Genomic DNA, 25,228 nt, shown 5'->3' with positions numbered 1-25,228 from the left:
CCTTGCATCCCATCGCATATTTCACCCATAGAATCGCATCGGCTGAATATGCCGAAAAGCATCGTCATCAAATGCGTCCACGAATCAAATGTTTTATAATATCGGTCTGATTGATGCTTGTTAACCAATAAATCAAACTTGTTGCGGGGGATAAATTGCAATATTTGTTTGAAAATTGGCTGACCGACTAAATTCTTTTCTGTATTTTTATGGCTCATATTTTTAGTGTGTAGTAAAACTAAAATATGAAAAAAGGAGCTACCTGAACAGATGGCTCCTTATATTTTTTTTGTCGGTTAGTAGTGAAAAAATTAGCTTATGACAGAATTAAGTCTAATCTGCTTGGTGCGTCTATAGGTCTTGTTCTGTTTTTTATCCCACTTCCCAGTATCATGGTGATATGCTGTGGCGTTGCCCTTACGATTCTTGTTGGTATCGCACTGAAACTCGACAATACATTGCGAACTGCTTTGGCTGCGTTGGTGATTGTGCTGATACAGGAGAATCAGGAACATGACTGGATGGTTCCTATTGAGCGTGTAGTTTGTGTCTGTATCGGATGTTTTATAGCGCTTATTATTACGTTCGTTTTCTCCAAATTTCAGAGTTACGGGCAATCCTTCCTTAAACATTAGTTATAAATAGATCAAAGAAAACAGAGTAAGACTAACAATCAAACTGTTTAGTCTAAAAAACTTTTCATTAATTCTTTTCTGAACCTTATTATATAGGTATCCTGAATCTATAATAATTGCGTTCCTATTATTTCTTGATTATCGATGTGATACACAGTAGAAGATGCATTCTTAATTGGCTGAAATAATCAAATTATTGATATATAATTGGTTGTGATTGCAAAGTTATCTAGGTCCACTTATGATGCTCATAGGATAATTGGAAAAAATGGATATTTCAAAGTAAAACCATGCAGAAATTGGATGAAACAGTGGCTTTTTGGAAATCAAAATTCAGGATTTTGTTAAAAAAAACAACTTAAAATTTTAAAACATTGATTTTTAGTGGATTATAAAAATAAGGTGATGTTGTAAATCTTATTTTTTTAATATTTTTAAAGAATATGCTTTTTTAATCAAAATAATTAAACAATATATTGTGATTCAAATTTTTTGTTGAGAATAATTTGCTAATATTAAGTTTTGATTAATTAATAATTAATTTATTAAAATAGGGTAGAATAGTTAAATGGTTGATTTATAGTGTTTATTGTAGTTTAACCAGATGTTTGCTTCTACTTTATTTTAAGAAAATTCAATTTTTATTAACATATTTTAACAAATTCCTGAATCGCTTTACAGTAGCGTGATAGAAGACTTTAGAAATTACAATCCAGGCTAAAAACTTGCCATTATCCCAATTTGTTGAGATCGCAAAAGCTTTCCAAGTATATTTGCAGAGTCAAAACCCAAAAAAATAATTCAAAATGATGAAAAGAGTTTTTCTCGTAATCATAATGATGATTTCAACACTTGGTATTTACTCTTTCAAGAGTTATGCCACAGATGCTAAAACAAGTTTTGCATCGTTCTACCACGATAAATTTAATGGTAGAAAAACTGCAAGCGGCGAGATCTTTAATAATAATGATCTCACAGCAGCCAACAGAAATCTTCCTTTTGGAACAGAGGTAAAAATTACCAATCTGATCTCCGGGAAAAGTGTAGTGGTAAGAGTTAACGACAGAGGGCCGTATCATTCTTCGAGAGCCTTTGATCTTTCTAAAGCTGCATTTAAATCAATTGCTGATGCCAGACATGGTACTGTTGCGATTGAATACGAAATTATCGACTAGATTATCTTAACTAAGATTACAAAGCCAATCCCTGAGATTGGCTTTTTTTATGCGACAATATGCCATTTCTGCCTTGTGTTTCCTTATTTTTGTAGTACTATATATTATGTTGTTATGAAAATTCTTATGGTTTGCCTGGGCAACATTTGCCGGAGCCCGTTAGCTGAAGGCATTTTGAAATCGAAACTGGGAGAAGAATACTTCATAGACAGTGCAGGAACCATTAATTATCATGAAGGTAATTCGCCGGACGAGCGATCTGTGAAAACAGCATTCAGGAACGGGATTGATATCTCGATGCAAAAATCAAGGCCTATCAAAAAATCGGATTTAGAAGATTTTGATCTTATTTTTTGTATGGATAGGAACAATTATAAAGATGTTATGAATCTGGCTGACGATTCTCAAAAACACAAGGTCAGGTTGATTCTGGATAACGATCTAGAAGTGCCCGACCCATATTTTGGAGGAATTGACGGTTTTGATAAAGTTTACCAGCTGCTCAACGATTCTTGTGAAATAATTGCACAAAAAATCAGGAATAAGACTATATAATTCCTAAACAATTTTAAATTTGTAGGATAAGTTATATTATGGATTTAGAGATCGATCAAAAACCTGTTCAACCTAAAAAATTTTATCAGTTATTATACATACAGGTTTTGTTGGCTATTATTGCAGGTGTTTCTTTGGGGTATTTTTATCCCGCTTTGGGAGAGAAGATGAAGCCTTTGGGTGATGGCTTTATCAAACTTGTGAAGATGATCATTGCGCCGGTTATTTTTCTGACAGTTTCCACCGGTATTGCCGGGATGAGCGATCTGAAGAAGGTTGGCAGGATTGCCGGTAAATCGTTTATCTATTTTTTCACATTTTCTACCTTAGCTTTGATTATTGGGCTGATTGTTAGCCACGTCATCCAGCCGGGCAAAGGCCTTAATATAGATCCGTCCACATTGAACGGCGCCGAGGTTGAGAAATATGTAAAAGCGGCCCATGACAATTCTCTGGTCAATTTTATTTTCAACATCATCCCGGATACTTTACTCAGTCCATTATCCGGTGATAATATCCTGCAGGTTTTGCTGGTGGCTATTTTGTTTGGAGTGGCTTTGGCCATCACTTCGGAGAAGAGTTATCCTGTTTATGATTTTCTGCATGCCTTAACTATCCCTATTTTCAAGATTGTGGAGATATTGATGAAACTCGCGCCCATCGGAGCTTTTGGGGCTATGGCTTTTACGATTGGCAAGTATGGTCTTGACTCTCTCAAAAACCTCGCAATGCTCGTCGGTACATTTTATATTACTTCTGCGCTGTTTGTAATCCTGGTTTTAGGAAGTGTGGCCTGGTATAACGGATTCAATATTTTTAAATTTCTAAAATATCTTAAAGACGAAATTCTGCTCGTCTTAGGAACAAGTTCTTCGGAACCCGCGCTCCCGGGATTGATGAAAAAAATGGAAAATGCAGGTTGCGACAAAGGCGTTGTGGGCTTGGTGGTGCCAACCGGTTATTCCTTTAACCTCGACGGGACTAATATTTACATGACTTTGGCGGCGCTATTTATTGCCCAGGCCTGCAATATCCACTTGACGCTCGAGCATCAGTTGGGTTTACTCTTGGTAGCCATGCTGAGCTCAAAAGGCGCTGCAGGTGTATCAGGAGCCGGATTCATCACATTGGCAGCAACTTTGGCTGTAGTACCGGAAGTGCCAATCGCGGGGATGACACTGATTCTTGGGATCGATAAATTTATGTCAGAATGCAGGGCGTTGACCAATGTTATTGGGAATGCGGTGGCAACGGTAGTGGTTTCCAATTGGGAAAACAGATTAGACAAAGAGCGTTTAAAAGAAGTTTTGAATTAAATTTGTAATAATAATTGAGGCAGCTATTCCGTCCTTATCCTGAGCTTGCCGATGGGTTCTCGCTTTGTCACGCTGAGGTTCTCGAAGTGTCTAGGCCGGGCTGCAGATTCAACATAAAACAAGTTCAACATAAAAACTACAATGAAATCTCAATCAATTAAGTAGAATTGAAAAATACATTTTACTTTTTACAATAATACAATAGAAATGCTTTACCTTTTACCGGCTTATCTTTCCGAAAATTCTCCTACAGACTATTTTGCTCCGGCAATCAAAGATATCATCATGAATACCGATCATTATTTTGTTGAGAATGAGAAAACAGCCAGGAAAGTTATCAAGTTTTTTGCACCGGAAAAAAAGCAACCGGAACTCAAATTATTCCTCCTTGACAAATATTCGGAAACATCAGATTTGAAGGAAGCGCAAGATCTTATGAAAGAAGGCGTGGATTTTGGATTGTTGTCAGAAGCTGGCTTGCCTTGCATTGGCGATCCGGGAAATATTATGGTTGGCTGGTCGCACCGGAACAATATTAGAGTTATCCCTGTCAATGGGCCAAGTTCTTTTGTCCTGGCGCTCATTGCAAGTGGTTTTAACGGGCAGGAGTTTACCTTCAACGGGTATTTGCCGATTGATAAAGAGAAGAAGAAAAAAGAAATTCAGCATTTGGAAAGTCAGGCTAATAAAACGGGTTTTACGCAGATTTTTATGGAGACGCCATACCGTAATAATCAGTTGTTCGAGGATCTTGTCAAATTTCTTAATCCTCACACAAAACTGTGCATTGCTGCTAATATCAACGATCCACAAAATGAATTAATCAAAACAAAAACCATCACCGAGTGGAAAAAGCAGAAACCCGAACTGCATAAGATTCCTGCGGTTTTCTTAATTGGAAAATAAATCATAATAAGAAGTGCACTGTCAAAATAATTTCTAACATCTAAAAACTAATCCTATGACCAAGCCTTATCCTTTTTATTTTAGATTATGCTGTATTCTTATCAGCATTTTTATTTTAGGTTTTCTTGCCATTTTGGGTCAGCAGATCCTGGTGCCGATGATTTTGGGGTTGTTAATCGCAATTTTACTGATGCCGCTTTGCCGCTTTATGGAGAGAAGGCTCAGGTTTCCCAGAGGGCTAGCTTCTATTTTGGTAAGTGTTCTGGCTTTGGCTGTGATTGGCGGGGTTATCTACATGATGTCTATAGAGGTGGCAAAATTAGCCAATGACTGGCCACAGTTTCAGAAACAGTTTGTGGTATTGACCAATGATTTGCAAAGTTGGATTTCCAGGACTTTTGGGGTTCGCCGCCACGATCAGCTGGAATACCTGAACGATACCGCAAAAAAATCAATCAGTACGGGGACAGCCATATTAGAGAAAGCGCTTGCGTCTATTGGTTATGTGCTCATGATCACGGGTTTTACATTTTTGTTTACATTATTTTTCCTCATTTACAGGACGCATTTGCTCAAATTTTTGGTAGCCAGCTTTTCAGAGACTTACCATAAAACAGTTTTTGATGTGATTGATAATATACAGTTTATGACAAAAAAGTACCTGGTTGGGCTATTTTTTCAGATGATTATCGTTACTGTTTTATCCTTCATTGCCTATACGATTATTGGGATCAAGTATAACTTTATGTTGGCGATTCTTACCGGTGTGCTTAATATTTTGCCTTATATCGGTATTTTTACGGCACTGCTGATTGGCGCGCTGATTACTTTTGCCACTTCGGGGACCAGTCATGTTTTGTTTGTCGTTATTGCTATTGGGATTATTCATGCGATAGACGGGAACATTATTATGCCACGCGTAGTGGGATCTAAGGTAAAGATCAACTCATTAATAGTTATTATTGGATTGATTATCGGGGAAATGCTTTGGGGTATTGCCGGAATGTTTTTAACAATTCCTGTTCTGGCGATTATCAAGATTATCTTTGACAGGGTAGAAGGTCTCCAGTCCTGGGGCTTCCTGATGGGCGAGGATGATGAGGTACCGGTTTTCAAATCTACTTTTGATAAATATTTTCTGGTAAAAAAAGTGAAAGTAGACGAGGTTGTTCCTGGTAAAGATGATCATCCGGAAGTGTAGATTAAGGCAGATTAATTATAAGTCTATTATTTTTTATCTATTTTCTTTCTATTTATAATTAATATCAAATTTGAATAATGAGGAAACTGTGTGTTATTTTGCTTTTGTTTTCAGTATTGCTCAATGCGCAAACCAAAAAGGAACAAATTGTGTCGATTAAGTTTTTTCAAAAAGATCTGAATGAGGAATACCTTAATCCTAAAGCAACGCCTTTGCGTGGCGATAATCTTAAAAATTTTAAAGAACATCCTTTCTTTCCGATCAATCTTAAATATAGAGTTAAAACTCATTTTGTAAAAACCGACAATCCTGTTCCGTTTGAGCTTCCAACATCTTCGGGCAAGGTTAAACATTATCAGGAATATGGGAAAGCCAGTTTTGATCTGGATGGTAAAAATTATACACTGAGTCTCTATCAGAGTCTGGATCTTATGAAGCAGGAGAAGTATAAGGATTACCTCTTTTTGCCTTTCCGTGATGAGACCAATGGCAAAGAAACCTATGGTGGCGGGAAATATCTGGATCTCAGGATTCCTGCGGGAGATACAATAATTATCGATTTTAACAAATCTTATCAGCCATACTGTGCTTATAATGCTTTTGATTACAACTGCCCGATTGTTCCGGAAGAAAATAGATTACCAATAAGGATTGAAGCAGGTGTGATGTACGATGATGTTTATCATCATTAATATTTAACGTCTCTTAACATCGCTTTTGCATAATCCTTGAAACGTTTACTTCAAATCAAAAAATTATGAAAGATGTAAAAGTAGCCGGATTGTGGATTGACGGCAGAAAAGCGATTGTGGTTACCAATCATAATGCTCAGGAAGTAACCAATTTTGCAGTGCGGGAAATTGTAAAAGTGGATGTGCAACAGGGCAATTCTAACGAAAATGCTGCTAATAATGTAGAACAGACCAATAAGGTTAAAGCTTATAAAGAGATCGAAAAACTGATTACAAACAGTGTAGAACTCTATATCACCGGGCCGGGAACTTCGCAGGAAGAACTTAGGAATTACCTTTTGGATACACCGCAGTATAAAAATCTTAAGATAACATTGGGTACAGCCTCACAATTGTCTGAAGAACAGGTTTTGGAAGAAGTTAAAAACCACTATAACGATTAAGTAAAATTGTTCAATACAAAAAACCGAATATTCCGGTTTTTTTTGGTTTAAGGGTTAATATATCACCTGAGTAATCAGGATAATCTGTGAGAATCAAAATGATTAGAAATCCTTTTTAATAAAGAATATTTGTTGATATGAAAATATTTTATGACCTTTAAAAATAATTATCGACTCATGAAATTTAAAATTATTTTTGCTGTGATAGCCTTGTGCTTTTTGTCCTGTTCCAAGAAAGAGGTTTCTGAAAATGCAAGTACGGAGACCGAGGCATCAGAATTACCGACGGTTAATAAAACCGTAACAGATCCTGTAGCCGAAGGCCAATCACTTATAGAAGGTTCAGATTGTTTGGGTTGCCACAAGGTTGATGAAAAAATGATTGGCCCATCTTATAAAGAAGTGGCGGCGAAATACGATAGTACACCTGAGAATGTTGAGAAACTTGCCGATCAGATTATTAAAGGCAGTTCCGGCGTTTGGGGCGATGTGCCAATGCCGGCTCACGGTTTTAGCAAAGAAAATGTAAAATATATGGCGACTTATATTTTGTCTCTTAAATAATCAGATTAAAATCCTCTCAGCCCTTTTAGATCTCTGGAAGGGTAAATTAAATGCCTAGACGGGAATGATATATTTATAATGTTTAAAGACAGCACGTTGCAAGATGGATGTTGTTTTTTGCTACTAAATCATACAACAAAAAATTTAAGTTTCATAAACATTTTAAAATCACTATTTTTGCACTCTAAAAATTTGAATTACAATGTCATTATCAGAACAGGAAATCATCCGTCGCGAAAAATTACAGAAACTGACCGATTTGGGGATCGATGCGTTCCCAGCTGCTGAATACAAAATCACAGATTCTACAAAATCTATTAAACAGGATTTCGAAGAAGGTAAGAAGGTGGTAATTGCGGGCAGATTGATGTCAAGAAGAATCCAGGGTAAAGCAAGTTTTGCAGAGCTTCAGGACTCCGAAGGCCGGATTCAGGTTTATTTTAATCGTGATGAGATCTGTCCTGGTGAAGATAAAACTTTGTATAACGAGGTTTACAAGCATCTTCTGGATATCGGTGATATCATCGGGATCGAAGGTGAATTATTCAAAACTCAGGTAGGCGAGATGACAGTAATGGTGAAAAATTTCACGTTATTGACAAAATCCCTTCGCCCGCTTCCGCTGCCTAAAGTTGATGCTGATGGAAACGTTTTTGATGGTTTTACGGATGCAGAATTGCGTTACAGACAGCGTTATGCAGATTTGGTCGTGAATCCTCACGTGAAAGAAATTTTCGTCAAAAGAACTAAATTGTTCAATGCGATGAGGACGTTCTTTAATGATGCCGGATATTTTGAAGTTGAGACGCCTATTTTGCAGTCGATTCCTGGTGGAGCGGCTGCGAGACCTTTTATTACGCATCACAACGCTTTGGATATTCCTTTATATCTGAGAATTGCCAACGAATTATATCTTAAAAGATTGATTGTTGGTGGATTTGACGGTGTTTATGAGTTCTCAAAAAACTTCAGAAATGAAGGAATGGACAGAACGCACAATCCCGAATTCACAGCAATGGAAATCTATGTAGCTTACAAAGATTATAACTGGATGATGGATTTCACAGAGAAATTGTTGGAATTCTGTGCTACTTGTGTTAACGGAACTTCGGAATCTGTTTTCGGAGAACACACCATCAGCTGGAAAGCGCCTTATCCAAGAGTTTCTATGACAGAAGCTATTTTGAAATATACAGGTTTTGACATCACTGGAAAATCTGAGCAGGAATTATTCGACTTCGCAAAATCTATTGGTATCGAGGTGGATGAAACGATGGGTAAAGGAAAATTGATTGATGAGATTTTCGGAGAAAAGTGTGAAGGAAACTTCATTCAGCCGACTTTCATCACAGATTATCCTGTTGAGATGTCGCCTTTGACCAAAAAGCACAGAAGTCAGGAAGGTTTGACAGAACGTTTTGAGCTAATGGTTTGCGGAAAAGAAATCGCCAATGCTTATTCTGAGTTGAATGACCCAATTGACCAAAGACAACGATTTGAGCATCAATTATTATTATCCGAAAAAGGTGACGACGAAGCTGGACAATTTATTGATGAGGATTTCCTCAGAGCTTTGGAATACGGAATGCCACCAACCTCTGGACTGGGAATCGGAATGGACAGATTGATTATGTTTTTGACGAATAATCCATCCATTCAAGAAGTTCTTTTCTTCCCGCAAATGAGACCGGAAAAAGCAGTTCCAAAAATAGAATTGGGCGAAGATGAAAAAGTAATCATAGAGATCCTGAATTCTCAGGATGAACCAATGGAACTTAATGAGGTAAAAAACCGCAGCCAGCTTTCCGGTAAAAAATGGGACAAAGCTTCTAAAGCTTTAACTAAAAATAATTTGGTGAAAGTTGAGAAAATAGATGAGGTTCTATTGATGAAATTGGTATAATGCCAATCAAAAAAAGTATAAAAAAATCCTGAAAATTATTTTTCAGGATTTTTTTATGCGGTTAATTTTAATTTTAAAAGTTGTGATTTAGATTGCGAAAATTAAAAATTTGTGATTGACCCCTATTCTTTGTAAATGTTATTGTCGTAGTACTTGATATTTTAGAAAATTAACCCCTAATTTTTTATAGTTATCTGTAATTTCACTCAGTTTTAGTGTTGTTTATATCTTATTTAAATAATATTAAAAATCCTTTATTAATAAATTATTAATAATTAAATATTGTTTTTATTATTATTAATTCATATAATTGTTATAAAGATTGGTGAATCGTTAAAACAAGTTGAAGATAATGAAGAAAAATATGCAGTTAGGATTATATGATCCTTCTTTCGAATTCGACTCCTGCGGAGTCGGTTTTGCAGCTAATATAAAAGGTGTCAAAAGTTTCAAAATAGTCAGCGATGCCATTACAATGCTCGAAAATATGGAGCATCGCGGCGCAACCGGTTATGAAAGTAATACAGGTGATGGTGCGGGTTTGCAGATTCAGATTCCGCACGAGTTATTGTATGATGAGACGCTCAATTTTGGTTTTGATTTGCCAAATCCTAATTTTTATGGCGTTGGAATGTTATTTTTTCCTCAGAATAATTTTATCCGCGAAGAGTGCAAAGAGATTATAGCGCAGTCTGCGGATAAACTCGGGCTTAAGATTTTGGGCTATCGGCCGGTTCCAGTCAATAACATAGATTTGGGAAACTTGGCAAAAAGTGTTGAACCTGTGATGGAGATGCTTTTTGTGGAACGTCCCTTTGATGTGGAAACGGATAAAGATTTTGAAAGAAAACTGTTTGTTTTTCGCAATTATATTTCTCATCAGATTACGAGTGTGACGAGCAATGACCCAATTGGTTTTTATGTGGCTTCGTTCTCCTGTAAAAAGTTGATTTATATCTTAACGTCTACCAATAATTTTCCTGAATTTACAGGTCGAATTTGTCCTGCACCTTGCGAAGGAGCTTGTGTTCTAGGAATTAATAATTTGCCTGTTGCGATTGAAGAAATTGAAAAAAATATTATCGAAATCGCTTTTGAACAAGGATTTGCAAAGCCTAGAATTCCTCAATACAGAACGGATAAAAAAGTGGCGGTTATTGGCTCGGGTCCTGCTGGACTGGCTTCGGCTTATCAGTTGAATCAGGCTGGACATCAGGTGACGGTTTTCGAAAGAGATTCGGAGATTGGCGGATTGCTGAGGTTTGGGATTCCTGATTTCAAACTCAATAAAAATATTGTGGAACGCCGAGTTCAGTGGATGGAGCAGGAAGGTGTTGAATTTAGGACTAATGTCAATGTTGGGGTTAATTATTCCGTGGAAGAATTGAACAGGAATTTTGATGCCGTTGTTTTGGCTTTAGGAAGTACAGTTCCGAGAGATTTGATGCTTCCAAATCGTGATGCAAAAGGTGTGCATTACGCGATGGATTTTCTCATTCAGAATAATAAAAAAGTTAGCGGAATTGAGTTTTATGAAGAGGAACTTAATGTAAAAGGGAAAAAAGTGGTCGTCATTGGCGGTGGAGATACAGGCTCAGATTGCATTGGAACTTCGAATCGGCAAGGTGCGGAAGTGGTTTATCAGATTTATTATAAACCGATGCAGCCAACACAGCGTGATGAGACAATGCCCTGGCCAACAATGCCGATGACTTTGCAGGTGACATCATCCCACGAGGAAGGTTGCGAAAGAAAGTGGTCTGTCAATTCCAAAGAATTTGTGAAAGATGAAAATGGAAATCTTACCGGTGTTCGTCTTGTGGAAGCGGAATGGACCAAAGATGCCGATGGAAAATGGAATCTCTACACAGAAAAACCAAACTCAGCATTTGTTATCGAATGTGATTATGCTTTCATCGCTTTAGGCTATACACACGTAGAACAGAAAGGATTGGTAGAAGCTTTGGATATCCATCTCGACCCAAAAGGAAATCTCATTGGGAACAACAAGGAGTTCCTAACCAATCAGGCTAAGTATTTCTCTTGTGGTGATGCCAGGAAAGGGCAGAGCCTTGTGGTTTGGGCCATTGCGGAAGGAAGAGACTGTGCGAAAAAAGTGGATGAGTTTTTGAAAGGATAAAAACTTTTATAATTGTTAAATTTTGGAAACCGGACTTTTATTAGTTCGGTTTTTTTTATCGTGAATTTTCCAAACATCCCTGTTAAAAACTTAAGTTTGTGCAGATCAGTCAAACCTTTCATATCTCGATTATTTTAACGATATTTGTAAGCATTTTTAATATAATTTTAAATATAAAAGCGAGGGGCAATAAGCCTATTGCAAATAGCTAAAATATGAGTCAAAAACAATATACAGCAAGTAGTATTCAGGCATTGGAAGGGATGGAGCACGTGCGTATGCGTCCGTCAATGTACATTGGTGATGTAGGCGTAAGAGGTCTCCACCATTTGGTTTATGAAGTCGTGGATAACTCCATTGATGAGGCTTTGGCAGGATATTGCGATACAATTACCGTTTCTATCAAAGAAGGTAATGGTGTGGAAGTGACCGATAACGGCCGTGGTATCCCGGTAGATTTTCACGAGAAAGAACAGAAGTCGGCGCTTGAGGTTGTAATGACCAAAATTGGTGCGGGTGGTAAATTTGATAAAGATTCTTACAAAGTTTCCGGAGGTCTTCACGGCGTTGGGGTTTCTTGCGTTAACGCACTTTCCAACGAGATGGTTACAACGGTCTATAGAGACGGAAATGTTTATCAGCAGGTCTATTCCCGAGGAAAAGCTCAGACAGGCGTTGAAGAAATAGGTCATAGTGATAAAAGAGGAACCAAGCAATTCTTCCAGCCGGATGATACTATTTTCACAGAGCTGGTTTATAACTATGACACATTGGCAAGCCGCCTGAGAGAGCTGTCTTACCTTAACAAAGGTATTACGATTACTTTGACTGACGAGAGAGAGAAACTGGAAGACGGGACTTACCGTACAGAAGTTTTCCATTCAGAAGGTGGCCTGAAAGAATTTGTAGAATATATTGATGGCAACAGAGAAGCTATCATGGAGCATGTTATCTTTATGGAAGGCGAACGCGATAATATCCCGGTAGAAGTGGCGATGCGTTACAACACGTCTTTCAACGAGAATCTGCATTCTTATGTTAATAATATCAATACGCACGAGGGTGGTACCCACCTGGCAGGTTTCAGAAGAGCTTTGACTAGAACTTTGAAAAAATATGCCGATGAATTGGGATTGCCTGCAAAGGAAAAAGTAGAAGTGACAGGTGATGATTTCCGTGAGGGATTGACTGCCGTGATTTCTGTAAAAGTAATGGAGCCCCAGTTTGAAGGGCAAACCAAAACCAAATTGGGTAACTCAGAGGTTTCCGGTGCTGTAGATAAAATTGTGGGCGAAATGCTGTCTAACTTCCTGGAAGAAAATCCACTGGAAGCTAAGCAAATCGTGCAAAAAGTGGTTTTGGCAGCCAAAGCAAGACAGGCCGCGAAGAAAGCGCGAGAAATGGTGCAGCGTAAATCACCAATGGGTGGATCTGGCTTGCCAGGAAAATTATCCGATTGTTCTTCAAAAGATCCGGCTGAATCAGAGCTGTTTTTGGTAGAGGGAGATTCCGCAGGTGGAACGGCAAAACAAGGCCGTGACCGTCATTTTCAGGCAATTTTGCCACTGAGAGGTAAAATATTGAATGTTGAGAAATCAATGCTTCATAAAGTCTACGACAACGAGGAAATTAAAAATATTTATACCGCACTTGGCGTTTCTGTAGGGACAGAAGAAGATTCCAAAGCCCTGAATATGGCAAAGCTACGTTATCACAAGATCGTGATTATGACCGATGCCGATATCGATGGTTCCCACATTTCTACTTTGATTTTGACATTCTTCTTCCGTTATATGAAGGAGATGATTGAGAATGGATACATTTATATTGCGCAACCGCCTTTGTATCTTTTGAAAAAAGGTAACAAAAAAATGTATGCTTATAATGAGAAAGAACGTGAACAATTTACATTGGAGATGTCACCGGACGGCAAAGGTGTAGAAGTGCAGCGTTACAAAGGTCTTGGAGAGATGAATCCTGAGCAGCTTTGGGAAACCACGCTTAATCCCGAACACAGAATATTGAAACAGGTAACGATCAACAATGCCGTGGAAGCTGACTCAACCTTCTCTATGCTGATGGGCGATGAAGTACCGCCAAGACGTGAGTTTATCGAGAAAAATGCAGTCTATGCAAGAATCGATGCATAACCGTATAAAAATATTTTAGTAAAAATAGAACCTTCCATCTTTTTGGAAGGTTTTTTGTTGTCTGATATTACGATTAAAACAAAAACATCAGAATGAAAAAATTATTAGGTATTTTATCGGTCGGGATTTTACTGGCTTCCTGTGAGAAAAAAACCACTGTGGCTGTTAACTTGGGTGATAACAATGACAGCACTGCAACAGTTAAAGAATTTGTAGTGGATTCTGTCCGTGTCAATGATTCGCTGGTAGTAAGCAAAAACCTGACATCTGTTTTTAATAAGCAGGTTTTAGTTTTTCCGTCAATAACCAACAAAACAGTCTTGGACAGTATTTACAGCAACGCCATGGTGAAATCTTCAACTTATGACGCCGCTGGACTCAAAACAGCTCTGGAACAGGATATGAAGCAAAACTTTGACAAAACCAAACAGGATATCAAAGAGTTTTCACCTTCTTTTAAGCAAACCTGGGATGATACATCTGCGATGAAAGTGGTTTCTAACAATGATAATCTCCTGACTTTGCAGTACACTGGAAGCGGTTACACCGGAGGTGCACATGGTTATTATTTTGAGAATTATAAAACGTTTGACTTACAAACCAACAAAGTTATCTCTCAAAATGATATTTTTAAAAATCCAAATGATCCTGCATGGAGCGCAATTCTGATGAATCATTTTACCAACAAGGATCAGAAAGAAATGTTGTTAGTTGATAAAATCCCACTTAACAATAATTTTTACTTTGATAATCAGAAAATCACCTTTGTTTATAACCAGTATGAAGTGGCTGCTTATGCCGCGGGTGTGGTGCCAATCAGCCTAAAATTCAGTGAAATAAAGGATAGACTGAAACCCGAATTTTTGAAAAGGCTTAAATTGGAATAATAATTCAAAATATAAAGTAAAAATACTCTGTAGTCGCAGAGTATTTTTTAATTTTGGCAACTTATGAGAGCTGCATTTATCATCAATCCCTTTTCCGCAAAAAAGAACTATCAGCCTTTTCTGGACAGTCTTTGTAAAAAGACAGATCAGCCGCTTTACCTGATATCGCAGTCACTGGAAGATACAGATCATTTTATCAGGGAAAACTGGGAAAAGGTCGATATTTTTGTGGCTGTCGGTGGTGATGGTACCATATCGGTGGTGGCGCAAAAGCTCATCAATACAGAGAAAATCCTGGCTGTTTTTCCTGCCGGTTCAGGTAATGGTTTTTCCAATGAGACCAACTTCAACAAAAATATATCGCGTCTTCTTGACAAGATCAAAGCCAAAAAATACCGTGAGATCGATACCTTTATGGTGAATGAGCATTTTTCTATCAATGTTTCGGGAACGGGTTTTGACGGTAAAGTGGTCAAAGAATTTGAAAAAACCAATCGTGGTTTTAAGAATTATATCAAAGTATCAATCAAAACTTTTTTTAATTACAAACCGATTAAGATCAAATTTTTGAGCGAAGGCTATAAATCTTATAATGGCAAATACCTGATGCTGAATATTGCCAACACGCGCCAGTTTGGGAACAACGCCTACATTGCACCAATGGCGAGCAAAAGCGACGGTTTGGTGGATCTGGTTTTGGTAAAGAAATTTCCGCTGACTTACTCTCCCTTTTTTGCTTTCCGTATGTTTACAAAACGCCTGAAAGATGATGATTATGTCACATATCTTCCGGTTTCGGAAATCGAGTTCAAGGTGAGTACAAAAACCTGGCACATTGATGGCGAGTTCAAGAAAATCAAATCGCCAATTCATATCAAAGTCTTGCCGAAGAGTTTAAGGATCCTGGTTTAGAATGATATAATATTCTCGCTAATGAGGCAGATTTTACAGATTTAAATTTAGCATCTGCATAATCCGGATGATCTGCGAGAATTTAAAAATAATCAGAAATCCTTTCAATAAAGACTATTTGGTGATATGAAGATATCTTATGACTTCTAAAAATATTTTTAATTTCTTGTTGTGTTTTTTTTTGTGGTCGGAAACCTATTTTATAATATTCTATTTATCACACATCATGTTCTCGAATCTGGCATCTAATTCTTATCTTTGAACTGAGAAGTAGATTATGCAAAACAAACTCAAGATCATCAACGATCCGGTACACGGATTTATCAAAATTCCTCATGAGATTTTATTCGATGTTATAGAACATCCTTATTTCCAAAGGCTACGCCGGATTTCCCAAACAGGGCTTTTGTCCCTTATTTTTCCAGGCGCCAAACATACCCGTTTTCATCATGCATTAGGCGCTATGAATCTTATGTTCAAAGCTTTGGAAACACTTAAGCTAAAAGGCGTCAAAATCTCCAAAGAGGAAGAAAAAGCGGCGATGCTGGCAATTCTGCTGCACGACATTGGTCACGGTCCCTATTCTCATGCGCTGGAAAATATGCTGATGGATGACTGGCATCATGAGAAGATATCCATTTTGCTGATGAACCGTCTCAATCAGGAGTTCAGGGGAAAACTGGATTTGGCTATCGAGATGTTCCGTGGGCAGTACCACAGGCCATTTTTTAATCAGTTGATCTCGTCCCAGCTAGATGTAGACCGGATGGATTATCTCAAAAGAGACAGCTTCTACACCGGTGTTACAGAAGGCAGCGTGAATGTAGAACGTATTATTTCTATGATGAACGTGAGTGAAGAACAACTCGTCATAGATGCTAAAGGGATCTACTCGATAGAGAATTACTTAACGGCGAGGATGTTTATGTATTGGCAGGTCTATTACCATAAGACTGCAGCCTTGGCAGAGCATATTTTGGTCCAGATTCTTAACCGCGCCAAATATCTTGTCTCACAGAATATTATCCTGGATGCGCCGGCCAATCTTAAATATTTTCTGACCAAAAATCATTTTGACGAAGCGACAGAAGAGGATATCAAAAGGTTTACGCTGCTGGATGATATGGATGTTTTTCAGGCTATCAAGGATTGGGCGGACCATGATGATTTTATCCTTGCCAGGCTTTGTAAAATTGTTATTTACAGAGATTTCCCGAAAAGTGTTATCTCCTCAAAACCATTTTCTGAAGAATTGATTAGAGAGAAGATTGAGCAGACCAATCAGTTTTTTAATATTAATAATGGCGAAGAACTGGTTGGGCAGATATCAAGATCATTACTGCCGTATGATACAGAAAAACAGCCAATTTGTCTTCTGGAAAAATCGGGCAGGAAACTGAAGCTGGAAGAATCAGAAAATCAGATCCTCTTCGGATGTATGGAGAATGCTACCAAAAAGTATATTCTCTTCTATCCAAGGGAGATTTAATTGTTAACGATAAAAATTAACGGATAATTAATAAAATATTTATCTTTGCAAACTATGGAATTTAGTGCAGAACAGATTGCAGGACTGATTAACGGAAGAATCATCGGAGACGGAAGTACCGTCATTACAGGCGTATCACCAATAGAGAATGGGCAGCAAGGGCATTTGTCTTTTGTAGGGCAAGAGCGGTTTTTACCTTATATAGACACTACAGATTGTGCAGTACTGATTGTTTCGGAAAGTTTGCTCGAAAATAAAGAATACAAACCCGTAATCATTGCGGTAGAAGATGCTTACCTGTCTTTCCAGGTACTGATGAACCTTTATCAGGAGATGCAGGGCAGAAAAACAGGCATAGAAGAAGGTTCTTTCTTCCATGAGACGGCAGAGGTTGGAGAGAATGTCTACATTGGCGCATTTACTTATGTTTCAGAAAAAGCTAAGGTAGGTGACAATACACAGATCTATCCACATGTCTACATCGGTAAAGGTGTGAAGATTGGTAAAAACTGTAAAATAGACAGCGGTGCAAGGATCTATGATTATTGTATAGTGGGTGATAATTGCATCATCCATTCCAATACTGTTGTGGGAGGGGACGGATTTGGTTTTCAGCCAACATCAGAAGGTTTTAAAAAGATCCCACAGCTAGGAAATGTGGTTATAGAAGATCATGTGGAAATTGGTTCCAACTGTAGTATAGACCGTGCAACTATAGGATCTACCATTATTGGCAAAGGTACCAAGATCGATAACCTGATCCAGATCGCACATAATGTAAAAATTGGCGAAAATAATGTAATTGCGGCTCAGGCTGGTATTGCAGGATCTACCGTTATTGGGGATTGGAATCAGATTGGCGGCCAGGTAGGTATTGTTGGCCATATCAAAATAGGTAACCAGGTAAAAATACAGGCACAGAGTGGTGTCAACTCCGCTGCTAAAGACGGTGAAGTGTTATACGGGTCACCAGCGATCAACTATAGCGATTATAGGAGAAACTATGTCCACTTCCGTCATTTTACAGACATTGTCAAAAGAATAGAAGAATTAGAAAATAAAAAATCAGAGTAAAGGTATCAGGAGCAGAAGCAATTCTTCCACCTCAAAACTAATACAATGAGTGATAAACAAAAAACCATCAAAGAAGATATTTCCCTTTCGGGAATAGGTCTTCACACAGGCAAAGAAGTTAATCTTACAATCAAACCGGCCAAGGAAAACACCGGATTTGTTTTTGTAAGAACAGACCTGGAAGGGCGTCCGCAGGTAGAAGCCGACGTTAATTATGTAACTACTACAGAGCGTGGCACAACTCTGGAAAAACTGGGTGTCAAGATTCATACCTGTGAGCACCTTTTGGCAGCACTTGTTGGGATGGATCTTGATAATGCCATTTTGGAAATGAACAGTGCAGAACCTCCAATTTTGGATGGCTCTTCAAAATTCTTTGTAGAAGCGATAGAAAAAGTAGGGATTGTAGAACAGGATTTACCAAGAGAATATCTGGTCATCAAGGAAGTGATGAATTATATTGATCCTTCTACAGGCTCAGAATTGACGGTGATACCGGCAGACGATTACGAGATTACGACCATGGTGGATTTTGGGACCAAAGTTTTGGGAACACAGAATGCCAGTATGAAAAATCTCTCCGAGTTCAAGGATGAAATTGCACCGGCCAGGACATTTAGTTTCCTGCATGAGCTGGAGCAGCTTTTGGATGCCAACCTTATCAAAGGCGGTGATATCAGCAATGCTATTGTGTATGTTGACAAAGAACTTACGCCGGCTACCACAGAAAAGCTGAAAGTAGCCTTTGGCAAAGAGGAAGTATCTATCCGCCCCAATGGTATCCTTGACAATCTTACGCTTAATTTTACCAACGAAGCAGCCAGACACAAACTTCTGGATGTTATAGGAGATTTGGCGTTGGTAGGCGTTAGGATCAAAGGCCGCGTTATTGCCAACAAACCGGGACACTTTGTGAATACCCAGTTTGCAAAAAAACTAAACAGACAATACAAATTGCAAAAAAGAAAAAATGTTCCGGATTTCGATCTTAAGGCAGAGCCTGTTTTCGATATCAATGGCATTATGAAACTGTTGCCACACAGACCACCGTTTTTGTTGGTAGATAAGATAATGGAACTTTCGGACACGCATGTTGTCGGGCTAAAGAATGTCTCTATGAACGAGCCGTTTTTTATTGGTCACTTTCCAAAAGAACCAGTGATGCCAGGCGTTTTACAGATCGAAGCCATGGCACAGGTGGGTGGGATATTGGTTTTGGCCAATGTGCCGGATCCGGAGAATTATTCCACTTATTTTGTGAAGATGGATAATGTCAAGTTCAAGAAAAAAGTAGTTCCGGGTGATCAGGTCATTTTCAAGATAGAACTGATAGAACCTATAAGAAGAGGGATTGTCCATATGCAGGGTTACGGCTATGTAGGAGACAGTGTAGTTGTAGAAGCCGAATTAATGGCTCAGGTCGCAAAAACAAAAATTTAATTATGATTCATCAGCTTACAGCAGTAGATCCAAGGGCAAAAATTGGTAAGAATGTTACTGTAGAGCCATTTACAACCATTTCTTCGGACGTTGTCATTGGATCCGGCACCTGGATTGGCTCCAATGTTACCATTATGGACGGCGCCAGAATTGGGGAAAACTGCAAAATATTTCCTGGTACGGTCATCTCAGCCATCCCTCAGGATCTCAAATTTGATGGAGAAGATACACAAACCATAATAGGGGATAATACCACGCTTAGAGAGTGTGTGACTGTCAACCGTGGTACAAAGGCGTTGGGCTTTACAAAAGTAGGAGACAACTGCCTTATTATGGCAACTTCGCACGTTGCCCACGACTGCATTATTGGGAACAATGTTATCATTGCCAATGGTTGTGGTATCGCCGGCCACGTGGAGATTGGTGATTTTACAGTAATGGGCGGTCTTTCTGCTGTACAGCAGTTTGGTAAAATTGGCAAGCACACCATGATTTCCGGTGGATCGCTTATCAGAAAAGATATCCCGCCGTACATCAAAGTGGCCAGAGAACCAATTTCTTATGCGGGGATTAATTCTGTAGGGCTGAGAAGACGCGGTTTTACCAATGATAAGATTTTTGAAATTCAGAAAATTTACCGCTATATCTTTCAGATGAAGATGAATGTTTCCCAGGCCATCGAGTATATCGAGAAAGAAATGCTGCCGACTATGGAGCGCGATGAGATCATCACTTTTATCCAGAACTCACCAAGAGGTATCGTAAAAGGATATGGCTCTACAAAAGAATAATAACAAAAATAAATAAGTTTATCAATAACTAATGGCAACAAGCAACGATATTAAAAAAGGACTTTGCATCGAGTTCAGTAATGACATCTACAAAGTCATCGAGTTTCTTCACGTAAAACCGGGTAAAGGGCCGGCATTCGTAAGAACCAAACTAAAATCTGTAACCAATGGCAAAGTGGTAGATAACACCTTCTCCGCAGGTCACAAGATTGATGAAGTAAGAGTAATTACAAGAAAATTCCAGTATCTTTACGAAGATGACAACGGTTTCCATTTTATGAACAATGATGATTTTTCTCAGATTTATCTTGATAAAGAGATGATCGAGAACTCTCAGTTTATGAAAGCCGGTGAAGAAGTAACAATTATCCTGAAAGAGGCTGATGAGACGCCACTTTCTGCGGAAATCCCGCCAACGGTATATCTGGAAGTGGTAGAAGCAGATCCGGGCGTAAAAGGCAATACTGCAACCAATGCGCTTAAAAATTCTATCGTAGAAACTGGCGCACGCGTGATGGTGCCTTTGTTCATCGAGCCGGGCGACAAAATCAAAGTGAATACAGAAGACGGCTCTTATCTGGAAAGAGTTAAGTAAAAAATAGGATGGAAGTCTGGAGTTGATCTTCATTCTTCCATTTTTTTTTAGCAGCTATCCGCCTTTCCTTCCACATTGCCACACAAAGCTTGTCGAAGTGTAAATTCAGGTTGGGCTTAGCTTTTGTAAATCAGTTTTATAGATTGCGGAAATTATCATTAAAGATTATTCTAATCTTACAAAGCGCCGAATCGAAGCCTACATCTATTATCTAAATCCTACTATCAAATCATGACTTTTAATCAGCCACAAAGCCTTAAATCTATTGCGGGTATCATTAATGCAAAATATATCGGCGACGATAATTTCCAGGTTCTGGGAACCAATGAGATCCACCGTGTGCGCCCTGGTGACATTGTTTTTGTCAATCATCCCAAGTATTATGATAAAGCCCTTAATTCTGCAGCCACAGTTATTTTAATTGATAAAGAAGTTGATTGTCCGGCAGGAAAAGCACTTCTTATTTCGGATGATCCTTTCCGTGATTTTAATAAAATCAATACCCATTTTACAAGAATTTCTAATTTCCGTGAAGAATTACACGATCTGGAAGTAGGAGATGACACATTTGTTCATCCGTCTGTATCTATTGGGAATGATGTGAAAATTGGTAAGAATTGTCATATTTTCCCTAATGTCGTCATTGGTGACAGAACGGTCATTGGTGATAATGTGATCATCCAGGCCAATACCGTACTTGGCGGCGATGCCTTCTACTACAGAAAACTCAATGGAAACTTCGATAGATTAATTTCTGTTGGGAATGTTGTTATAGAAAACAATGTGGAAATTGGTAACTGCTGCACCATAGACCGTGGTGTCACAGATTCTACTATCATTGGAGAAGGCAGTATTTTGGATAATCAGATCCAGATTGGGCATGATACAATTATAGGCAAAAAATGTCTGATTGCTTCACAAACAGGTATTGCAGGCTGCTGTATTATAGAAGATGAAGTGACAATCTGGGGACAGGTGGGTATGGCTTCAGGAGTGAGGATCGCAACAGGTACGATTCTATTGGCAAAAACAGGTGTGAACAGAGATCTCAAAAAAGGAACTTATTTTGGCCCAATTGCCGAAGAGTTCCGGGATTACCTCAGAAAAGAAGTCAAGCTGAAAAATCTGAAGTAAATCATATTCTAAAAATTCAAAAAAACAACGATTGCAGGAAAATTTCGAATTATTATCGTTATTTTTGCGAATAACAAAAGTTTGTAAAATCAATAAATTATAATAAAAAATGTCAGTATTAGTAAACAAAGATTCTAAAGTTATCGTACAGGGTTTTACAGGTAACGAGGGTACTTTCCACGCAGGTCAGATGATAGATTACGGTACCAACGTAGTTGGCGGTGTAACTCCTGGTAAAGGAGGAAGCGAGCATCTTGGTAAACCTGTTTTCAACTCGGTTGCAGAAGCGGTAGAAAAAACAGGGGCTAATGTGAGTATTATTTTCGTTCCGCCTGCGTTTGCTGCAGATGCTGTGATGGAGGCTGCCGAAGCCGGTATCAAAGTGATTGTATGTATTACAGAGGGGATTCCTGTTGCTGATATGGTAAAAGTAAAAGATTATATCCATGACAGAGACTGCAGGCTGATTGGTCCAAACTGCCCGGGTATCATTACTTCTGACGAAGCCAAAATCGGTATCATGCCAGGTTTTGTTTTCAAAAAAGGAAAAGTAGGAATTGTTTCTAAATCAGGAACATTGACTTACGAAGCTGCAGATCAGGTAGTAAAAGCTGGTTATGGCGTTTCTACAGCTATCGGAATTGGTGGTGACCCGATCATCGGTACTACTACAAAAGAAGCTTTGGAATTGTTCATCAATGATCCTGATACTGATGCGGTTGTAATGATCGGAGAAATCGGAGGCCAGTTAGAAGCTGAAGCTGCAAGATGGTACAAAGCATCCGGATCCAAAAAACCTGTTGTTGGTTTTATCGCCGGGCAAACTGCGCCAAAAGGCAGAACCATGGGGCACGCTGGTGCTATTGTAGGCGGAGCTGATGATACGGCTCAGGCAAAAATGGCCATCATGAGCGAATGTGGTATCAACGTGGTAGCATCTCCTGCAGAGATTGGTAAAACTGTTGCACAGGTATTAGCTTAATATAATCAACACAAATATGAAAAAAATCCTTTTTGCATCATTATTTTCTTTGTCTTTTTTATCTCAGGCTCAGATCGATTTTCGGTCGACTGTTTTCGGTGTTGTAGCCGGCGGGACTTACTCCCGAGTTAGAAACGCACACAACCCTTCCGGGCCGAGGTTCTCGGTGCTAGGTGGTGTTACGGCGCAGGTGCCAGTAGGTTATGCAGAGCAGTTCTATATTCAGGGTGAAGTTTTGTACTTTGGTGCTGGAGAAGGTGGAGACAGAAAGTATGAAAAAGCAAAAGGATGGGATCATGCCGTGTATGCCAATAATTATCTGAGTGTCCCGCTCAATTTTAAAGCGTATTTTTCTGAGGCAGAATCTGAATTTTTTGGATTAATCGGTCCAAGATTTAATTTTCTGATCAATCAGAAAGTTAAGAACGTTCCTGCGGGAAGAGACTATTATGATCCTAATGTTAGTAATCCGGATTATCCTAATATCAACGGAAAAGCCAACTCCTTCAATCTTGGTATAGGAGCGGGTGTTGGCTACAGTTATAAGCGACAGTTGGAGATTGCTCTTAAATATGACATTGGATTATCTAATGCCTATCCAAATCTTGTAGAATCCTGGACATTGGATCCCAATACACAGAAGAAAAAATCCGAACAGGTGATAAGCTTGGGATTAACCTACTTCTTTCAATAAAAAAATGCTGTGAATATTTTCACAGCATTTTTTTTATTTATTTTTGATCGCTTCTTTGATCTTATTTTCGATTTCCTCTGATAATTCAGGATTATCGCGTAACACATCTTTTACTGCATCTCGGCCTTGTCCCAGTTTGGTATCTTCGTAACTGAACCATGATCCGCTTTTCTTCACAACGCCCATATCCACAGCAGTATCCAGGATTTCTCCTACTTTGGAAACACCTTCACCATACATGATATCAAATTCTGCCATCTTGAATGGTGGTGCGACTTTGTTCTTAACAATTTTCACCTTTACGCGGCTACCGATGGCCTCATCTCCGTTTTTGATAGGCGCACTTGCCTTTCTGATATCAATTCTTACAGAGGCATAAAACTTAAGCGCATTACCGCCGGTTGTGGTCTCTGGGTTACCAAACATTACGCCGATTTTCTCACGAAGCTGGTTGATGAAAATCACTGTACATTTGGTTCTGGAAATAGTTGCCGTTAATTTCCTTAGTGCCTGTGACATCAGTCTTGCATGCAGACCCATTTTAGAATCGCCCATCTCACCTTCAATTTCGGCTTTTGGGGTTAATGCTGCCACCGAGTCAATTACAACAATATCAATAGCTCCTGATCTGATCAGGTTATCCGCGATCTCCAAAGCCTGCTCACCGTTGTCCGGCTGAGAAATAATCAGGTTTTCCAGGTCAATTCCTAGTTTGGCCGCATAGTTCCTGTCAAATGCATGCTCTGCATCTATAAATGCTGCAATACCACCTGCTTTTTGCGCTTCTGCAATCGCGTGAAGGGTAAGGGTTGTTTTACCGGAAGATTCCGGTCCATAGATCTCTATAATTCTGCCTCTGGGATATCCGCCAACGCCCAGGGCAAGGTCCAGACCCAAAGATCCGGAAGGGATCACTTCTATAGTGGTATCTACAGAGTCTTCTCCCAAGGTCATTACGGTCCCTTTTCCGTAGGTCTTGTCCAGTTTTTCAAGCACCAACTGCAGTGCTTTTTTCTTATCTTCGTTATTACTCATTATATCATAAAATTATTCTCAAAAATAATCATTTTAAATTTGAATTGCTAATTTTTTGAAATATTATAGCCGAGACAGTTACAGAGCTGTTGGCGACAATAGTTTATCTTGATTTGTAACGTAATGATCGGCCTTGATCCTATCAAAAAATATATTATATAGTCCCTCCTTAAACCACCTATAATTTACTGATTATTAGTATTTTGGGTTTAAAATAGCTTGTTTTTTATTGCAAGAATTTGTATCTTAGAGCTTTAAAACTTTGCAAATATGTTGGGGAAAAATCCAGAAAAGAAGCCAGAATTATTCCGCCCAATGTTGGTGGATTTTATTGACCACGAGCATGAACTTGTTCTACTTTCAGAAAAAATAGATTGGAATTATTTTGAGAAAGAATTTTCGCCCTTGTATTCCAAAGTGGGCAATCCGAGCCATCCGATTCGGTTTATGGTGGGTTGTTTGCTACTGAAACATTTGTATAATTTGGGCGATGAGACGTTGGAAAAAGCCTGGAT

Annotated in this window: 24 protein-coding genes and 1 pseudogene; 23 read left to right on the top strand and 2 right to left on the bottom strand. The window is 38.7% G+C overall.

Going from position 1 to position 25,228, the window contains the following annotated elements; all coding sequences use genetic code 11:
- Window positions 1–218: DUF4372 domain-containing protein (locus tag B0B05_RS14085; RefSeq protein ID WP_143745956.1), on the bottom strand; the 218-nt coding region annotated here is incomplete at its 3' end.
- A gap of 84 nt (window positions 219–302) precedes the next feature.
- On the opposite strand from B0B05_RS14085, the gene B0B05_RS14080 reads away from it, so the two are divergent.
- The 22 genes from B0B05_RS14080 (at window position 303) to B0B05_RS13975 (ending at window position 23,678) form a co-directional block, all read left to right on the top strand.
- Entirely contained in the window at window positions 303–635 is a 333-nt protein-coding gene (locus B0B05_RS14080) for an FUSC family protein (RefSeq protein ID WP_076784251.1), read from the top strand.
- Between the two features lie 806 nt (window positions 636–1,441).
- Window positions 1,442–1,810, top strand: a complete 369-nt coding sequence (locus B0B05_RS14075; protein WP_076784250.1) for a septal ring lytic transglycosylase RlpA family protein — start codon at window positions 1,442–1,444, stop codon at window positions 1,808–1,810.
- A 114-nt stretch (window positions 1,811–1,924) separates the two neighbouring features.
- Window positions 1,925–2,365, top strand: a complete 441-nt coding sequence (locus B0B05_RS14070; RefSeq protein ID WP_076784249.1) for a low molecular weight protein-tyrosine-phosphatase — start codon at window positions 1,925–1,927, stop codon at window positions 2,363–2,365.
- Window positions 2,366–2,403: 38 nt separating this feature from the next.
- Complete coding sequence (locus tag B0B05_RS14065; protein ID WP_076784248.1) at window positions 2,404–3,681, top strand: dicarboxylate/amino acid:cation symporter; 1,278 nt, start codon at window positions 2,404–2,406, stop codon at window positions 3,679–3,681.
- A 207-nt stretch (window positions 3,682–3,888) separates the two neighbouring features.
- Window positions 3,889–4,587 (top strand): SAM-dependent methyltransferase, encoded by a 699-nt coding sequence (locus B0B05_RS14060; protein ID WP_076784247.1) that lies wholly within the window; start codon window positions 3,889–3,891, stop codon window positions 4,585–4,587.
- A 55-nt stretch (window positions 4,588–4,642) separates the two neighbouring features.
- Window positions 4,643–5,788: an AI-2E family transporter gene (locus B0B05_RS14055; RefSeq protein ID WP_076784246.1), complete on the top strand. Its 1,146-nt coding sequence runs from the start codon at window positions 4,643–4,645 to the stop codon at window positions 5,786–5,788.
- A 77-nt stretch (window positions 5,789–5,865) separates the two neighbouring features.
- The gene (locus tag B0B05_RS14050; protein ID WP_076784245.1) at window positions 5,866–6,480 is read left to right on the top strand and encodes a DUF1684 domain-containing protein; all 615 of its coding nucleotides are present in this window, start codon (window positions 5,866–5,868) and stop codon (window positions 6,478–6,480) included.
- A gap of 65 nt (window positions 6,481–6,545) precedes the next feature.
- Window positions 6,546–6,923 (top strand): hypothetical protein, encoded by a 378-nt coding sequence (locus B0B05_RS14045; RefSeq protein WP_076784244.1) that lies wholly within the window; start codon window positions 6,546–6,548, stop codon window positions 6,921–6,923.
- A gap of 177 nt (window positions 6,924–7,100) precedes the next feature.
- Window positions 7,101–7,487 (top strand): c-type cytochrome, encoded by a 387-nt coding sequence (locus B0B05_RS14040; RefSeq protein ID WP_076784253.1) that lies wholly within the window; start codon window positions 7,101–7,103, stop codon window positions 7,485–7,487.
- Between the two features lie 202 nt (window positions 7,488–7,689).
- Complete coding sequence (lysS, locus tag B0B05_RS14035; RefSeq protein WP_076784243.1) at window positions 7,690–9,390, top strand: lysine--tRNA ligase; 1,701 nt, start codon at window positions 7,690–7,692, stop codon at window positions 9,388–9,390.
- A 364-nt stretch (window positions 9,391–9,754) separates the two neighbouring features.
- On the top strand, window positions 9,755–11,530 hold the full coding sequence (gene gltD / locus B0B05_RS14030) for a glutamate synthase subunit beta (RefSeq protein ID WP_076784252.1): 1,776 nt from the start codon (window positions 9,755–9,757) through the stop codon (window positions 11,528–11,530).
- Window positions 11,531–11,745: 215 nt separating this feature from the next.
- The gene (gene gyrB, locus B0B05_RS14025; RefSeq protein WP_076784242.1) at window positions 11,746–13,680 is read left to right on the top strand and encodes a DNA topoisomerase (ATP-hydrolyzing) subunit B; all 1,935 of its coding nucleotides are present in this window, start codon (window positions 11,746–11,748) and stop codon (window positions 13,678–13,680) included.
- Between the two features lie 92 nt (window positions 13,681–13,772).
- The gene (locus B0B05_RS14020; protein ID WP_076784241.1) at window positions 13,773–14,567 is read left to right on the top strand and encodes a DUF3298 and DUF4163 domain-containing protein; all 795 of its coding nucleotides are present in this window, start codon (window positions 13,773–13,775) and stop codon (window positions 14,565–14,567) included.
- Window positions 14,568–14,630: 63 nt separating this feature from the next.
- Complete coding sequence (locus B0B05_RS14015; protein WP_076784240.1) at window positions 14,631–15,479, top strand: diacylglycerol/lipid kinase family protein; 849 nt, start codon at window positions 14,631–14,633, stop codon at window positions 15,477–15,479.
- Window positions 15,480–15,756: 277 nt separating this feature from the next.
- The gene (locus tag B0B05_RS14010) at window positions 15,757–16,968 is read left to right on the top strand and encodes an HD domain-containing protein (protein WP_076784239.1); all 1,212 of its coding nucleotides are present in this window, start codon (window positions 15,757–15,759) and stop codon (window positions 16,966–16,968) included.
- Window positions 16,969–17,022: 54 nt separating this feature from the next.
- On the top strand, window positions 17,023–18,042 hold the full coding sequence (gene lpxD, locus B0B05_RS14005; protein WP_076784238.1) for a UDP-3-O-(3-hydroxymyristoyl)glucosamine N-acyltransferase: 1,020 nt from the start codon (window positions 17,023–17,025) through the stop codon (window positions 18,040–18,042).
- A gap of 45 nt (window positions 18,043–18,087) precedes the next feature.
- The gene (locus B0B05_RS14000; RefSeq protein ID WP_076784237.1) at window positions 18,088–19,482 is read left to right on the top strand and encodes a bifunctional UDP-3-O-[3-hydroxymyristoyl] N-acetylglucosamine deacetylase/3-hydroxyacyl-ACP dehydratase; all 1,395 of its coding nucleotides are present in this window, start codon (window positions 18,088–18,090) and stop codon (window positions 19,480–19,482) included.
- A 2-nt stretch (window positions 19,483–19,484) separates the two neighbouring features.
- Entirely contained in the window at window positions 19,485–20,273 is a 789-nt protein-coding gene (gene lpxA, locus B0B05_RS13995; protein ID WP_076784236.1) for an acyl-ACP--UDP-N-acetylglucosamine O-acyltransferase, read from the top strand.
- 31 nt (window positions 20,274–20,304) lie between these two features.
- Window positions 20,305–20,868 (top strand): elongation factor P, encoded by a 564-nt coding sequence (efp, locus tag B0B05_RS13990; protein WP_076784235.1) that lies wholly within the window; start codon window positions 20,305–20,307, stop codon window positions 20,866–20,868.
- Between the two features lie 231 nt (window positions 20,869–21,099).
- Window positions 21,100–22,002 carry an LpxD N-terminal domain-containing protein gene (locus B0B05_RS13985; RefSeq protein WP_076784234.1) on the top strand — a complete coding sequence of 301 codons (903 nt, stop codon included), beginning with the start codon at window positions 21,100–21,102 and terminating at the stop codon, window positions 22,000–22,002.
- Window positions 22,003–22,111: 109 nt separating this feature from the next.
- Entirely contained in the window at window positions 22,112–22,984 is an 873-nt protein-coding gene (gene sucD / locus B0B05_RS13980) for a succinate--CoA ligase subunit alpha (RefSeq protein WP_076784233.1), read from the top strand.
- Between the two features lie 16 nt (window positions 22,985–23,000).
- The gene (locus B0B05_RS13975; RefSeq protein WP_076784232.1) at window positions 23,001–23,678 is read left to right on the top strand and encodes a porin family protein; all 678 of its coding nucleotides are present in this window, start codon (window positions 23,001–23,003) and stop codon (window positions 23,676–23,678) included.
- 33 nt (window positions 23,679–23,711) lie between these two features.
- Here B0B05_RS13975 and recA read toward each other — a convergent pair whose 3' ends face one another.
- Window positions 23,712–24,713: a recombinase RecA gene (gene recA, locus B0B05_RS13970; protein ID WP_076784231.1), complete on the bottom strand. Its 1,002-nt coding sequence runs from the start codon at window positions 24,711–24,713 to the stop codon at window positions 23,712–23,714.
- A 270-nt stretch (window positions 24,714–24,983) separates the two neighbouring features.
- Between recA and B0B05_RS13965 the strand changes: the two are divergent.
- Window positions 24,984–25,228, top strand: a pseudogene (locus B0B05_RS13965) (IS5/IS1182 family transposase); the annotation flags it as partial.

Source organism: Epilithonimonas bovis DSM 19482 (genome assembly GCF_900108115.1).
In the GTDB taxonomy this organism is placed as follows: Bacteria; Bacteroidota; Bacteroidia; order Flavobacteriales; family Weeksellaceae; genus Epilithonimonas; species Epilithonimonas bovis.
Note: the sequence above shows the minus strand (reverse complement) of the source record. Positions and strands in the feature narration are given on the sequence as shown.